The following is a 14159-nucleotide window of genomic DNA, read 5'->3' on the forward strand; positions in this document are numbered from 1 at the left end:
CGCCTCGATGCGGATCTTCTGCTCCTTGCCCGACGCCTTGTCGCGCGCCGCGACGTGCAGGATGCCGTTGGCGTCGATGTCGAAGGTGACCTCGACCTGCGGCATGCCGCGCGGAGCGGGCGGGATGCCCGTGAGCTGGAACTTGCCGATCGTGCGGTTGTACACCGCCAGATCGCGCTCGCCCTGCAGTACGTGGATCTCCACCGTGGTCTGGTTGTCATCGGCCGTCGAGAACGTTTCGGCCTTCTTGGTGGGGATCGTGGTGTTGCGCGGGATGAGTACCGTCATCACGCCGCCGAGCGTCTCGATGCCGAGCGAAAGCGGCGTGACGTCGAGGAGCAGCACGTCCTTCTGCTCGCCGGTCAGCACGGCGCCCTGAATGGCGGCGCCCACGGCCACGACTTCGTCGGGGTTCACGCCCTTGTTGGGCTCCTTGCCGAAGAAACTCTTGACGACTTCCTGGATCTTCGGGATGCGGGTGGAGCCGCCGACAAGAATGATCTCATCGATGTCCCCCTTGCTGAACCCGGCGTCCTTCAGGGCCTGCTCCATCGGGCCCTTGGTGCGCTCGACGAGCTCGTCGACCAGCTGCTCGAACTTGGCACGGGTGAGCGTGTAGTTCAGGTGCTTGGGGCCGCTCGCGTCGGCGGTGATGAAGGGCAGGTTGATGTCGGTCGTGGTGGCGCTCGACAGCTCCATCTTGGCCTTTTCGCCGGCTTCCTTCAGACGCTGGAGCGCCATCGGATCCTTCGAGAGGTCGATGCCCTGGTCGCGCTTGAACTCGGCCACGAGCCAGTCGATCACGCGCTGATCGAAGTCGTCGCCGCCAAGGTGGGTGTCACCGTTGGTGGACTTCACCTCGAACTGCCGGGTGCCATCCACGTCGTAGAGTTCGAGGATCGAGATGTCGTAGGTGCCGCCGCCGAGGTCAAAGACGGCGACCTTTTCGTCCTTCTTCTTGTTCTTGTCGAGTCCGTAGGCGAGGGCAGCCGCCGTGGGCTCGTTCACAATGCGCAGCACTTCGAGCCCGGCGATCTTACCGGCGTCCTTGGTGGCCTGGCGCTGGGCGTCGTTGAAGTACGCGGGGACCGTGATGACGGCCTTGGTGACGGTGTGTCCGAGGTAGTCCTCGGCGGTCTGCTTCATCTTCTGCAGCACCATCGCGGAAATCTCGGGGGGCGTATAGCGCTTGCCCGCCACTTCCACGGCCGCCACGTCATTGGGGCCAGCCACGATCGTGTACGGTACGCGTGACTGGTCGCCCAGAGCCTCCGCCACGCGGCGGCCCATGAAGCGCTTGATCGAGAAGATCGTGTTTTGCGGGTTGGTGACGGCCTGACGCTTGGCGATCTGGCCCACGAGGCGCTCGCCGTCCTTGGTGAAGCCGACGACCGAGGGGGTGGTACGCCCGCCTTCGGCGTTGGGGATCACGACCGGATCGCCACCTTCCAGCACGGACACCACCGAGTTGGTGGTCCCGAGGTCGATGCCGATTACTTTTTCAGCCATGGGGATCTCGCTTGAGGTCCTGATGTTGAGGCAGGGGAGGGCGGAGGCGCCCTGCTGCGGAATACTCGACAACGAGGATGGCAAGCGCCGGGCCGGATTTCCTGCGCCGGAACGGCGCATTTTCGCGGGAATCGCCGCCGGAGCGTCTGTCGCGTCGGCAGTCTGCCAATTTGGCTGGCTAGGCGAGCGCTCCGTTGTTCGGACACGAGCCAGAGGTGTGGTCCGGTCTTTGTCTCGCGTATGTAACAACGGAATTTCGGAATGCGTGCCTTATGGCGAAGGCTTCCCGGTGACGTTTTTGTTACAGGACCTGCGGCGCCCAGTGACAGCAGGCACGCTTCGTATTGATGAGCGACGCCGGCGCTGTGGACAGTCCGGACTCCCCCAAGCCAAAACGCTGCCGTGAAGCTTTTCTCCAAAGACGAAACCTTCTTCGACCATTTCCGCAGTCTGGCGGTGCATATCGGCGAAGCGGCGACGCTGCTGCGCACGTTGTTTGAGAACCCCGCGAACGCCGCCCAGATCTCCGTGCAGATCAAGAAGGTCGAGACCGATGGTGATGCGATTGTCCATCAGATCAACCAGCGCATCGATACCAGCTTCGTCACACCGCTTGACCGGGAAGACATTCACCTGCTCGCCAAGCGTCTCGACAACGTAATCGACCTCATCAATGGCGCGTCGCGTCGCGTGGTCATGTTCCGGGTGACCTCGTCGCGCGACGGCGGTGTGCAGATGGCCGATGTGCTGGTGCGCTGCGGTAAGGTGATCCTCGCGTCGATCGGGGATATCACCAAGCGACAGCGCATGATGGAGCATGGCCGTGCGGTCAAGCTGCTGGAAGAGGAAGGCGACGTGCTGTACGCGCAGTCGGTGGGCGCCCTGTTCGACAAGGATGAGCCGGCGATCGAGGTCCTGAAGTGGAAGGAGATCTTCGATGCCCTCGAGGATGCGATCGACGAATGCGAGGACGTGTCGAACGCCCTCGAGAGCATCGCGCTCAAGAACAGCTGACGGCCGGCTGACATCTCCAGTGGTCTCCCTCGTCATTTTCATCGTCGTCGTCGCCCTCGCGTTCGACTTCATCAACGGCTTCCACGACTCGGCCAACTCGATCGCCACGATCGTCGGGACGCGCGTGCTGAGCCCTCTGGCGGCCGTGATCTGGGCGGCCGTGTTCAACTTCGCCGCACTGTTCTTCGTGGGGACGGCCGTGGCCAAGTCGGTCGCGGCCGGATTCATTGACGTGAACGTGGTGGATGCCAACGTGATTCTTGGCGGCCTACTTGGCGCCATCACGTGGAACCTCATCACCTGGTGGTTCGGCATTCCCTCCAGTTCGTCGCACGCCCTGATCGGTGGATACGCCGGGGCGGCCGTGGCCAAGGCGGGGTTCGTGGCGTTGCTGTGGGGCAAAAAGTGGATCGAGACGCTCTCGGCCATCGTGCTGTCCCCAACGCTCGGCGCCCTTATGGGCTTCCTGCTCATGGTGCTGGTGTTCAACCTCTTCCGCAATGTGATCAACACCAAGGCCGAGAAGGTCTTCCGGGTGTTGCAGCTCACCAGTTCCGCGCTGCTCTCGCTGGCGCACGGTGGCAACGATGCGCAGAAGACCATGGGCATCATCGTGGGGCTCCTCGTGGCCACGCAGGCCACCTTCGCCAATCAGACGGGGTGGCTGTCGCACCTGCATGTGACCTCGCTCAAGACCATCCCGGTCTGGGTGGAGCTGAGCGCCTACACCATGATCTCGCTGGGGACGCTGTTCGGCGGCTGGCGTATCGTACACACGATGGGCACACGCATCACCAAGCTGCGTCCGGTGGGCGGCTTCTGCGCCGAGACCGGTGGGGCCATGGTCATTCTCGTGGCCTCGAAAATGGGCATTCCGGTGTCCACCACCCACACCATCACGGGGGCCATCGTCGGGGTGGGGGCCACCAACCGCCTGTCCGCGGTGCGGTGGGGGCTTGCCAGTCGGATCGTGTGGGCATGGATCATCACCATTCCGGCCAGCGCCTTCATGGCGGCCGTCTCGTACTGGCTGCTCGCCGCCTTCAATCCTCTCTGATCCGGAGAAGGCCGGTCGTTCCACGGGTCGACCGGCCTTTCACGCAATGTCTTCGGTGACCTCGTTGTCGCTGCCCTACCTGAATCGCGAGCTGTCGTGGCTCGACTTCAACGCGCGCGTCCTCGAGGAGGCGCTCGACGACCGGGTGCCGCTGCTGGAACGCCTGAAGTTTCTGGCGATCTTCAGTACCAACCTCGACGAGTTCTACATGGTCCGCGTGGCGGGCCTCCGTCGGAAGGTGAGTGCGGGGGCGGTGCAGTACGCCCCCGAATCGCTGTCGCCGGCCGAGCAGCTCGACGCTATCCATGAGCGCGTGCGGGAGTTGCTCGCCCGCCGCCGGCAGGTGCTGAAGCGCGAACTGTTGCCGGCGCTATCGCAGCACGACATCCGCCTGGTCTCCATGGAGGAGCTGAGCCATGAAGAACTGGCCAAGGTGCACGCCTTCTTCGAGTCGCAGGTGTTTCCGGTTCTCACGCCGTTGGCGGTCGATCCGGGCCATCCCTTTCCGTACATCTCCAACCTGTCGCTGTCGCTCGCGGTCGACATCCGCGATCCCGTGACGGGCAAGGCGCACTTCGCTCGTGTGAAGGTGCCGAAGTCGTTGCCGCGCTGGGTGCCAATCGGTCGCGGGCACTGCTTGGTGCCGCTCGAGGAGGTCATCGGCACCAATCTTGGCGCCCTCTTCCCGGGGATGGAGGTGAAGCGGTGGTACGCCTTCCGCATCACGCGGTACTCAGATCTTGATCTGGGGCAGATGGACCAGCCCGAGGATCTGCTCGAGACGATCGAACAGCAGGTGTTCCAGCGACGGTTCGGTGAAGTGGTGCGCCTCGAGGTGCAGAAGGACATGCCGGAGCGTATTCGCGAGCTGCTCATGGAGGAGTTGAGCGAAAGCGAGACACAGCTCGTGGCGCCGCTCGGTTCCGATGATGTGCACGACCTCGATGATCAGCTCGACCTTGGTGATCTGATGCAGCTGGCGCTGATCGATCTGCCCGAGCTGCGCGATCCGTCGCACGTGCCCCACATGCCGCCCGCCTTCAAGGATGCGCGCAACCTGTTCGACGTGATCCGCGAGCGCGACGTCCTGGTGCACCACCCCTATGAGTCCTTCGCCGGATCGGTGGAGGCATTCCTCGAAGCGGCAGCCAACGATCCGCAGGTCCTGGCGATCAAGCTCACGCTATACCGCACCTCGGGGGACACGGCCATTGTCCGCGCCCTCACCGAGGCCGCTGAGGCGGGGAAGCAGGTGGCCGTGCTGATCGAATTGCAGGCGCGTTTCGATGAGCAGAACAACATCACCTTCGCGCGCACGATGGAAAGCTACGGCATTCACGTGGCGTACGGCTTGCCGGGGCTCAAGACGCATGCAAAGACCGTGCTGGTGGTGCGGCGTGACCCCGACGGAATCCGCCGGTATGTGCACATCGGCACGGGCAACTACAACAGCAAGACGGCGCGACTCTACACCGACATGGGGCTCTTCACGTGCCACCCCGAGATCGGTGCCGACCTGAGTGACCTGTTCAATTCGCTGACCGGTGTCTCGCGCCAGAAGTTCTATCGCCGACTCGCGGTGGCCCCGGTCGGCCTCCGGGCGCGCATGATGGAACTGATCGATCGGGAGACGGCGCACGCGCTCGGTGGCCGCGGTGGGCGCATCATTGCCAAGATGAACGCGCTGGTCGATCCGGAGATCATCGGGGCGCTATACCGCGCCTCGCAGGCTGGCGTGGAGGTCGCCCTCATCGTGCGCGGCATCTGCTGCCTCGTGCCCGGCCTCAAGGGGGTGAGCGATCACATTCGGGTGATCAGCATCATCGGGCGCTTTCTCGAGCATTCACGGCTCTCGTACTTTGCCAACGGCGGCAATCCCGAGTACTACATCAGCTCGGCCGACTGGATGCCGCGTAACTTCGATCGGCGGGTGGAGGTGATGACCCCGATCGAAGATCCGTCGCTGCACAAGGGACTCGAAACCGTCCTCGCGACGTGTCTCGCGGACAACCGGCAGGCGTGGGAGCTCGGCTCGGATGGACAGTACCGGCGGCGTTCGCCCAATGGCGAGCCCGTGCGCGCCACGCAGCAGATTCTCATGAAGGAACCGTGGGGAACCGCGGCGGCGCGTCCGCCGCGCCGCAAGAAGACGAAGCTCGGCCCCGATTGATGGGCCAGCCGGCGAACGGGGGCTACTCCCCGTCGCCGTCGTCGTCGGCGCTGATGGTCACGCCGTCCGGCGTCATCACCACGATGGGCCGATCCAGCACCTCCTCGAGCAGCCGCCGCTTGCGGCTCGCCCCCCAGCATTCGAGGCGTACGTTGGTAGCGCCCTTGGCTTCGAGCGCGGTCACCCGCACCTCGTTGCTCGTCCACTTTACCCGCATTCCGGCCACTGCGCCCACGTGTCCGCGGTCCATGCCGTCCGCGAAGCGCAGGAGTGCTGACAGCTTCACGATCCGATCGCGCGTGCTGCGATCGAGCCGCCCGAACCCCACGTGCTTGAGTTTGGGGGCGGCCCCGCGATGATAGCGCGCCACATGCGCAATGATGATCTGCTCCGACGGGGTCATGCCGAGCAGTTCCGCGTGCGAGATGAGGTGGAACGAGTGCTTGTGATGCTTCTCGTAATTGATGTGGTAGCCCACATCGTGCAGCAGGGCGGCGTCGGCGAGAATGCGCCGATCGTCGTCGGTCAGCCCCATGCGTGGGGCCAGTACGTCGAACAGCTGGAGCGAGAGCAGCTGGACCTGTCGGGCGTGCGGCTCTTCATAGTGACACCGTTCGGCAAACTCGCGCACCGACCGCTCACGCGCCTTGCCGGGATCGGCCACCGTTGGTGTCACCCGCGCGGCCTCGAGCAGCAGCCCCTCACGAATGCCGTAGGCCGACGTGAGTAACTCGCGGGGATCGAAGCGGGCCATGACCTCGGCCGCTACCGCCAAACCGGCTACAATGATGTCGGCACGGGCGGGGTTGAGTCCTGGAACTTGTAGACGCTCCGATGCATCGAGGCGCTGGAGCCATTCCAACACGTGTTCGAGTTCGGCGCGCGAGACGCGCGTGCCGTGGGGCGAACGAACCGGTACGCGCTGCCGGGAGAGGACGATCCCGGCAAGGTTGGTGAACGTGCCACCGGAACCGATCACCTGTGCCCCACGCCAATCCTTGACGGGCACGGCTTTCCTGAGCCGCTCCCGGACGTGCTCGCGCAACGCGCGCACGCGTCGCGGCCGCGCTGTCGGCGTGAGGAATTTCTCGGTGAGGCGGACCGCGCCGAATGGGAGCGAGGCGACACGTTCGATCAGCCCGTCCTTTGCCAACACCAGCTCGAGGGAGCCGCCGCCGATGTCCATGATGACCGTGCGGCCCGCGCCCAGCTCGAAGTGCGCCAGCGCACTCCGAAAGCAGAGAAGCGCCTCTTCCTCGCCACTGAGAACCCGCACGGGTTGCCCGGTGGCGGCGAGTACGCGGTCCGTGAAGTGCGACGCGTTGGAGGCGTCACGCACGGCACTGGTCGCCACGATTTCCACGCGTACCGCGGCCATTTGCCGCGCCAACGTGACCATGCGCTGCACCGCCGTCACCGCAGACTCGACGGCCACCTCGGATAATGTGCCAGTCGTTTCCAACCCATCCCCGAGCCGGGGCATGGCCTTCATTTCATCCACCACGCGGATGGCGCCGGCGGGCGACACGTCGGCGATGATCTGGCGAATGGAGTTCGAGCCGATGTCGATGGCCGCAATGCGGACATCGGAGGCCGACTCGTTCGGGATCGTCATGGCGAGGGGCTGGAAGGACGGGAGCGCGCGACCCGGAGGTGGGGGGCGGGCCCGTCAGCGAACCGTATCGGACGCTAACGGGGGTGCGCAAGACCCGCAGCACAATTGCTCGTCCACATCCACCAGCACCCGGTTGGCCACTTCCGTGGGCAACGCCACATAGCCGAGCATCGCGGTCGTGGGGGCCGCGGTCTCGAGTGCCCAGTGAAGAAAGGCATTCAGCACCCGGCATTTCTCGGGGCTCAGCCGGCTGGGCGCTACGAGCATCCAGGTGAAGGAAGCCAGCGGGTACGACTGAGCGCCCGGGGCATCGAGCAGGGATACCCGGAAGCCGGATCGCCCTTCGTCGTCGAGCGGTGCCAGCGCGTCGAGCACGTTCGTGGCAGCCGTGGCGACTTCGAACGGCATCGGTGACACATACCGGCCGGTCCGGTTTCGCAGGTGGGCCACCGGCAGCCGATTCTGGCGGGCATACACCACCTCCACGTACGCCACCGCGCCGGGCGTTGCCTTCACGTGCGCCACGACGGCCTCGTTCCCATCCCGCACGACGCCAATCGTCTCGCCCCCGCCGGTTGCCGCCGCCTCGGTGTAGAGACGAAGGTACCGACGGAAAATTTCCGCCGTCCCACTCCCATCGGAACGGTGTACGGGTTGCACGGCGAGCGACGGCAGGGTGGCCTCCGGGTTTTCCTCGCGGATGCGCACGTCGTCCCAGCGCGTGATCTTCCCCGAAAAGATGCCCGCGATGGTCGGCCCGGACAGGCGAAGGGGTCGCCGAAGCCCCGGCACCTGATAGGTCAGGGCCACCGCGCCGATTGCTGTGGGCACGTGCATCAGCGGCGCGCCGCCGGGCACGCGAATGTTGTCGGCCACCGGGACATCCGAGGCGCCAAAATCCGCGGTCCCGTTCACCACGGCCGTGACGCCCGCCGGTGATCCTTCGGAGCGGTAGTTGATGCGCACGGGGGCAACCCCGGCGTATTCGTTGAACCAGGCGGCATAGAGCGGATAGGGCAACGTGGCACCAACGCCGGTGAGTGCGACCCGATCCTTTTCTGGGAGCGCGGCCATGCGCGCCTGATCGCTCGCCGGAGACCTTGGCCGGTCCGTGCAGCTCACCACTACGGCGAGAAGACACGCCGCGACCAGTGCATCGCCCCACGTCGCCGACCGCCGCGGTGCGGCCCCCTCAGAGCGCATTGGCATACCCGATGAATTTGAAGCGTCCGCCGCGCTCGATGATGGTGCCGAAGAGGCGCTCGGTGGTGGGCGCGCCGCGTCCGAGACGGATGGTCACGCGGCAGCTGTTGTGCAGGCGGTTGTCCCCCTCGGACACCACGGCTGCGTCACAGGCGATACCGTCGAGGGCAATCGACTCGCCGGCCGTGCGCGCGAGCAGTTTGGGCAGCCCCTCATTGCTACTACTGATGATCTGCCCCCAGAGCAGCTGCGGCGGCGCCTCGTACGGCGGCTTGCTGATGGCGGCGGTAGGATAGTACAGGAACGCGAACTCGCTGCGGTCGAGGACCATGGCGTTGAGTGAGGCCGTGTCGCTCTTCGACAGCGCCGCGAGGAAGCGCCGCACGAGCGCATCGCGCGACGGGCTCGCGTGGCGCAGGGTGTCGGTCGGCTCAAGCCCCACGGAGAAGCGCCGCAACTGTTCGGCGATCGGCAGAATCGAATCGACGACGCCGCCCGCGGCCGCTACCTCCGCGATGTGGGCCGCCTGCGAGTCGGCAGCGGTGCGTGGGGTTTCGGACGAACTGCAGGCGGCGATCAGGAGTGCAACGGCGGGAACGAAGATTCGCATGGGGGATGTCGACGTGAAGTACAAACGGCCAGTGCCGCGCGATGGGCACTGGCCGTTCCGGGCAACCGCAGGGCGACGCACGGGAATGTACCCCGTGCGTCGGTACCCGGTCAGTTACGCGCGTAGCTGGTCCAGCCTTCCCACCACTTGGTGCCACCCGGCGCCGCGGCGCCGCGGTAGGCGGTGGGCGTGATGAAGGTGCCCACGCGGGCCGCGATGCGTGGGTCGGCCGTGAAGGCAGCCAAGCCGCCGGTGGCGATCGGCGAGTTGGCCGCCGGCGACCAGTCGAGGCTGGCACCGTTGGTGGGCGTGGCGGGCAGTGCCGTGAAGAGGCTCGTGGCGGTCACGCCCGTGCCCACGACGATGTTCGAGTTGCGCGCCGCGAAGGCCGAGGCCTGCCCGAAGTTCGTGCCCGTGGCATCGAAGCCGCCATCCGTTCCGCCGTTTTCGGCGAAGTAGATGTTGCGTGCGATGAGCGAGTCGACCTGGAAGCGGTTGTTCGTGGTGCTGTCGCGGAGCGAGATGCCACCGCGCGGCCAGCGGGCCACCACGCCGTTGATGTAGTAACCGCCCGTACCGCGGCGGAGCACCGCACCCACGCCGCCGCTGCCAGGCACCGTCACGCCGGCTGGCGTGCCGACGAGGGTGAAGTTCGCGAACACGTTCATGTTCCACAGCCCATCGTCACGCCCCGCGCTCTGGGCGTTGGCGCCACTCGGCGCGACGCACCCACCGCCGTTGCAACCGTCGATTTCGAGGCCCTGCGGGTCCGTCGAGACGGCACCGGCACCGGCGCGCGGGGTGAGGAACGTGGTCTGCAGGCCGATCAGGAACTGATTGCGGCCACGATAGCCTTCCGAGCCGTCGAAATGGTCGTCGCCGGCTTCGTACGAGACGAGGTACTTGCCATCGACCGCGCCGCCGAACCATTCAAAGTGGTCGTCGAGACCGGCGAGTGCCTGCACGTACTCCACGGTGGTGCCGCTGCCGACGGCCGCGAACGTGAACGAGTTGAGCTCAGCGTCGGTCAGCGTGGCGTAGCCGGCGAACTCCACACGCACATAGCGCAGGGTGCCGCTGTTGTCGCTATCGACCGTCCCGCCGGTGTACACGATGCCGTTCGGGTCGGCGCCAAGCACCGAGCCGTTCGAGCCTTCCACGATCACGTTGCCGGTGCGGTTGGCGCGGGCGTTGCCGACGATGATCAGGCCGCCCCAGTCACCGGGGGACCGGTTGCCGGCCGACCGCTGCGAGGTGAACACAACCGGCGCCGCGGCGGTCCCGTTCGCGACGATGCGTGCGCCACGCAGGACGAACAGCGCGGACCCGAGCGCCGTGGTGTCACCCACGATGCGGGTACCGGCGTTGATCGTAAGGGTGGCGCCGCTGTTCACGTACACAAAGCCACGGAGAACGTAGTTGGTGTCGGGCGTCATCGTGCGGTTGGCCGCGATCGACCCGGTCAGCACCACCGTCGGGTTGGCCGTGACGCTGTAGGCCACCGTCACCGTAGTCGTGGTGCTCGAGGTCACGGTCGCGGGCGAGCCGGTCACCGTGGCGTTGTAACGCACGTTGTTGCTGATCACCTGCGCGGCGGCCACGGAGTAGCTCCCCGGCGCAGCGGTGATCGACGTCGTGGCCGTGGCCGCCTGAGAGAAGCTGTTGGGGCCGGTGACGGTCACCGCCGCGTTCACGCCGGCGGGTAGTCCCGACACGGTGATGGCCAGCGTGCCGTTGGCCGGTGTCGTCGGGGTCGTCGGGGTCGTCGGACTGTCGTCGGAGCAGGCGGTGAACGCCAGCGCAGCGAACGACGTGAGCGCAAAAGCGCGAAGGCGCGCGGACATCGTCATCGTGAATCCCGTGAGTGGAGAGGGAGGTGAGAGCATAGCGCTCGTTACACAAAGAACGCGCCGCCATGTTGTGAAAACGTCATGGCCCGGTCACGGTTGTGTCACCGCGGCCGGGCCATCGACGTCGTCAGTTACTCCGCGCTCGTCCTGCCATCACGGCGGGTCCGCTTACTGGCGCCAGCTCAGCCCCATGGAGAAGGCCCGGCCGGCATTCCACCCTTCACGCTCGAGGTTGCCCTGCATGAAGCGATAGCGGGCATCCAGGAGATTGCGGGCGTCGAAGCGTGCGGACAGGTTGCCGCGCACCGGGATGCGAAGCGAAAGATCCAGCAGGTGCCGCGGCTTCTCGACGATGTTCGGGAGCGGGACCACGCCGGCGGCGGTGATGCGCTCGCCCACCACGTTGTACAGGATGGTGGCGTTCGTGCTGCCGCTCATGTTGGAGTACGTGAGGCCGGCGTTGACCACGTAGGGGGCCTGGCCAACCAGCCGGCGCGAGGCGTCGGTCACGGTGAGACCGCCCTTCTGGTCGAGCTCCACGTTCGACTGCATGATCGTGACGTTGCTGAAGCCGGTGAACGCCTCGCCCCACGTGCCGAGGAAGCCGAGCTGCTTGCGAGCCTCCAGCTCAACGCCGACGTTGGTCGCACTGAGGGCGTTCTGGAAGCGGGCCTGGTAGGCACCCGACGTCGCCTGCTCAAGGCGTTCGATCGGACGATCGAAGCGCTTGGCGAACACGCCGACACTCAGCACCTCGCCCGGGTTGGGGAATGCTTCCCAGCGCAGGTCCACATTGTCGATCAGCGAGCGAACGAGCGCCGCGTTGCCCGTCACGCTCACGCCACCGAGCACGTCACGGAACGTGACGGGGGCGAGCTCACGATACTCGGGGCGCGCCAGCGTCCGGGTGATACCGAAGCGCAGGTTCTGCGACTCCGACAGCTTGGTGTTGAGCAGCAGCGACGGAAGGACGTCGGTGTTGTCGAGCTTCGCCGCCGTGGTGAAGCCGCCCTGCGTCGAGGCGTTGACCGTGATGCGGGCCTGTTCGAGACGGGCACCCAGGATCATGCGCACCCGAGAGGACAGCCCGATGTCGCTCATCACGTATCCGGCCGCCGTGCGATCGTCGGCCCCGTACGAACCGGCCTGACCGATCGGCTGGACGTTGATCAGGGAGCACGTTTCGCAAGCCTGGTTTGCGCCGAAGATCACATCGGGCGCCTGCCGGATCACGGACTCGTTGGCGCGTGAGATGAAGGCGAAGATCGGGGCGTCGGCGCGACGGTCGGTGGCGCGCACATAGGCGCCCACCTTGATCGTGTTCTGATTGGCCACAGATCCGAGCGTGATCGTGTGGTCGACCTGGCCCGTGAGGTTGTCTTCCTGCAGGTCGAAGTAGAGCCGGCGCGCCCCGTCCAGCGACGCGAGGATCTGGTAGGGACCATCGGCCGTCCGCGCGTACACGACGTCCGACCGATCGGGCTCGCGGCGCAGGGTGTTGCCGTAGGACAGCGTCCACTGCGTCTTATTGCGGTCCCCGAGCTGATGCTCGCCCTGACCGGTCACGGTGGCTACGCCGCGCTCCACATAGCGCAACGTGGTACGCTGGATGCTGTCGTTCAGGTTTTCGTCGAAGCCGCGGTCGGTGCGGGCTTCGTTGTCGGCGCTGCGCGTGACCGTGCTATTGATTGCCAGGCGCGAACTCGCGCCGACCATCGTCGACAGGTTGGCGATGCCGCCCCACTGGGCGCTGCTGCGGCCCGTCTGCCCGCGCACCTGCGTGAGCGGGACGACGGTGTTGTTGGCGCCCTGATTGCCGATGGCATACTGCTCGTCGAGGCGCGCTTCTTCGGAGTAACCGTAATTGCCGCTGAGGACGTACCCGATCCGCTGACCAAGAATGGTGTTGCCGCCGGTGGACATGCCGAACGAGCCGTTCATGCCACCCGAGCGGAGCGTGGGGGTCCAGACGTTGCGCTGCTGACGCGCCATCTGATTGAATTGCGACTGCGACACATTGCCGAGAAAGTTCGCGTTCGCGATCGCCTGCGGCATGCGACGGTTGCTGGAGGCGCTGCCGAACAATTCCCCGCCAGCGCGCGGGGCAAACGGCAGGCTCTGGCCGAGTACGCGATCACCGAAGCCGACGCTGGAGGAGTAGTTCACCTGACGGCGCGCCGGGAACTCGCGCGTCTTGATGTTCACGTTGGCCCCGGCGAAGTCGCCGGGCATGTCAGGGGTGAACGTCTTCGCGGTGGTGACCTCCTGCAGGAGGCTCGCCGGAAACAGGTCGAGCGGAACGACCTTGCGCTCGGGCTCTGGGCTCGGGATGCGGGCGCCATTGAGCGAGGCCGTGGTGTAGCGCTCACTGAGGCCGCGCACCTGCAGGTACTTGCCATCCTGTACCGTCACACCGCTCACGCGCTGCGCGGCCGCCGCGGCGTCACCGTCCGGGCTACGGGCAATCTGTTCGGCCGTGATCGCGTTGACCACGTTGGTCGCGTTCTTCTGCTGGTTGAGGGCATCGTTCACCGAGCCCTTTTCCTTCGTGGCCGTCACGCTGATGGCCGCCAGCTGCAGTTCGGCGCTCTTGAGTGAAATGTCCTGCTCGAGCGCACCGTTGGCCGGGAGCACCAAGCCGGTGACCGACTTGGGGCCGTAGCCGATGCGGCGAACCTGCAGCGTGATCGTCCCGGAGGGGATACGTAGCAGGGTGTATCGGCCGTCGACTCCCGACTGAGCGCCAAACTGCGTGCCGACCACCTGAACCTGGGCCGCCGGAATCGGCTGGCCGGTCGTCGCATCGACGATGCGCCCGGTGATCTTGCCGGTGGCGGCAGCCGCCGCCTGGGCGTGCGCGGTGACGGGAACAACGCTGGGGACTGCAGCGGGAACGACGGCTACCGTTGTCGCCAGCATCGCACGACGCGCGGCACGGAACAGCTCGTGAACGTAGGTCCGCATAAGGACTCGGAGATTTGAAGACGGAGGTACTCGGCTGCGCAGTGCGCGCTCGCCGGATGCTTCAAAGCTCCGTGACCCAGGTTTCGGATTCCCGACGGTTCTGCAACGAATCTGTCACGGAGGGTCACCGGGAGGCCCTGACCGCTCGACGCGGCTGCGGGCCGAGC

At 66.0% G+C, this 14159-nt stretch carries 9 protein-coding genes; 3 read left to right on the forward strand and 6 right to left on the reverse strand.

Annotation, left to right across the window (positions count from 1 at the left end):
* Window positions 1-1509: molecular chaperone DnaK (gene dnaK / locus ACIQ51_RS11045; protein ID WP_396205098.1), on the reverse strand; the 1509-nt coding region annotated here is incomplete at its 3' end.
* A gap of 402 nt (window positions 1510-1911) precedes the next feature.
* On the opposite strand from dnaK, the gene ACIQ51_RS11050 reads away from it, so the two are divergent.
* From ACIQ51_RS11050 to ppk1, 3 genes are read left to right on the forward strand one after another with little or no spacing between them, the layout of a single operon-like run.
* Window positions 1912-2523 (forward strand): DUF47 domain-containing protein, encoded by a 612-nt coding sequence (locus tag ACIQ51_RS11050; RefSeq protein ID WP_396205099.1) that lies wholly within the window; start codon window positions 1912-1914, stop codon window positions 2521-2523.
* A gap of 19 nt (window positions 2524-2542) precedes the next feature.
* Window positions 2543-3580: an anion permease gene (locus ACIQ51_RS11055; protein ID WP_396205100.1), complete on the forward strand. Its 1038-nt coding sequence runs from the start codon at window positions 2543-2545 to the stop codon at window positions 3578-3580.
* 46 nt (window positions 3581-3626) lie between these two features.
* On the forward strand, window positions 3627-5750 hold the full coding sequence (gene ppk1, locus ACIQ51_RS11060) for a polyphosphate kinase 1 (RefSeq protein ID WP_396205101.1): 2124 nt from the start codon (window positions 3627-3629) through the stop codon (window positions 5748-5750).
* 22 nt (window positions 5751-5772) lie between these two features.
* Here ppk1 and ACIQ51_RS11065 read toward each other — a convergent pair whose 3' ends face one another.
* The 5 genes from ACIQ51_RS11065 to ACIQ51_RS11085 all read right to left on the reverse strand — a co-directional run bounded on the left by ACIQ51_RS11065 (window position 5773) and on the right by ACIQ51_RS11085 (window position 13992).
* The gene (locus ACIQ51_RS11065; protein WP_396205102.1) at window positions 5773-7365 is read right to left on the reverse strand and encodes an HD domain-containing protein; all 1593 of its coding nucleotides are present in this window, start codon (window positions 7363-7365) and stop codon (window positions 5773-5775) included.
* A 54-nt stretch (window positions 7366-7419) separates the two neighbouring features.
* Window positions 7420-8439 carry a phosphate ABC transporter substrate-binding protein PstS gene (pstS, locus tag ACIQ51_RS11070; RefSeq protein ID WP_396205103.1) on the reverse strand — a complete coding sequence of 340 codons (1020 nt, stop codon included), beginning with the start codon at window positions 8437-8439 and terminating at the stop codon, window positions 7420-7422.
* 118 nt (window positions 8440-8557) lie between these two features.
* Complete coding sequence (locus ACIQ51_RS11075) at window positions 8558-9178, reverse strand: hypothetical protein (RefSeq protein WP_396205104.1); 621 nt, start codon at window positions 9176-9178, stop codon at window positions 8558-8560.
* 110 nt (window positions 9179-9288) lie between these two features.
* A complete protein-coding gene (locus ACIQ51_RS11080) occupies window positions 9289-11022 on the reverse strand; it encodes a hypothetical protein (RefSeq protein WP_396205105.1) in 1734 nt (577 codons plus the stop codon).
* A 174-nt stretch (window positions 11023-11196) separates the two neighbouring features.
* Window positions 11197-13992 (reverse strand): carboxypeptidase regulatory-like domain-containing protein, encoded by a 2796-nt coding sequence (locus tag ACIQ51_RS11085; protein WP_396205106.1) that lies wholly within the window; start codon window positions 13990-13992, stop codon window positions 11197-11199.
* Window positions 13993-14159 lie beyond the last annotated feature (167 nt).

The sequence above is a fragment of the Gemmatimonas sp. genome (assembly GCF_044344655.1).
GTDB lineage: Bacteria > Gemmatimonadota > Gemmatimonadetes > Gemmatimonadales > Gemmatimonadaceae > Gemmatimonas.

Excerpts from the sequence above, each read along its gene's own strand:
- ppk1 (WP_396205101.1), top strand. The coding sequence starts at position 3,627 with ATGTCTTCGGTGACCTCGTTGTCGCTGCCCTACCTGAATCGCGAGCTG.
- ACIQ51_RS11065 (WP_396205102.1), bottom strand. The coding sequence starts at position 7,365 with ATGACGATCCCGAACGAGTCGGCCTCCGATGTCCGCATTGCGGCCATC.
- pstS (WP_396205103.1), bottom strand. The coding sequence starts at position 8,439 with ATGGCCGCGCTCCCAGAAAAGGATCGGGTCGCACTCACCGGCGTTGGT.
- ACIQ51_RS11075 (WP_396205104.1), bottom strand. The coding sequence starts at position 9,178 with ATGCGAATCTTCGTTCCCGCCGTTGCACTCCTGATCGCCGCCTGCAGT.
- ACIQ51_RS11080 (WP_396205105.1), bottom strand. The coding sequence starts at position 11,022 with ATGTCCGCGCGCCTTCGCGCTTTTGCGCTCACGTCGTTCGCTGCGCTG.
- ACIQ51_RS11085 (WP_396205106.1), bottom strand. The coding sequence starts at position 13,992 with ATGCGGACCTACGTTCACGAGCTGTTCCGTGCCGCGCGTCGTGCGATG.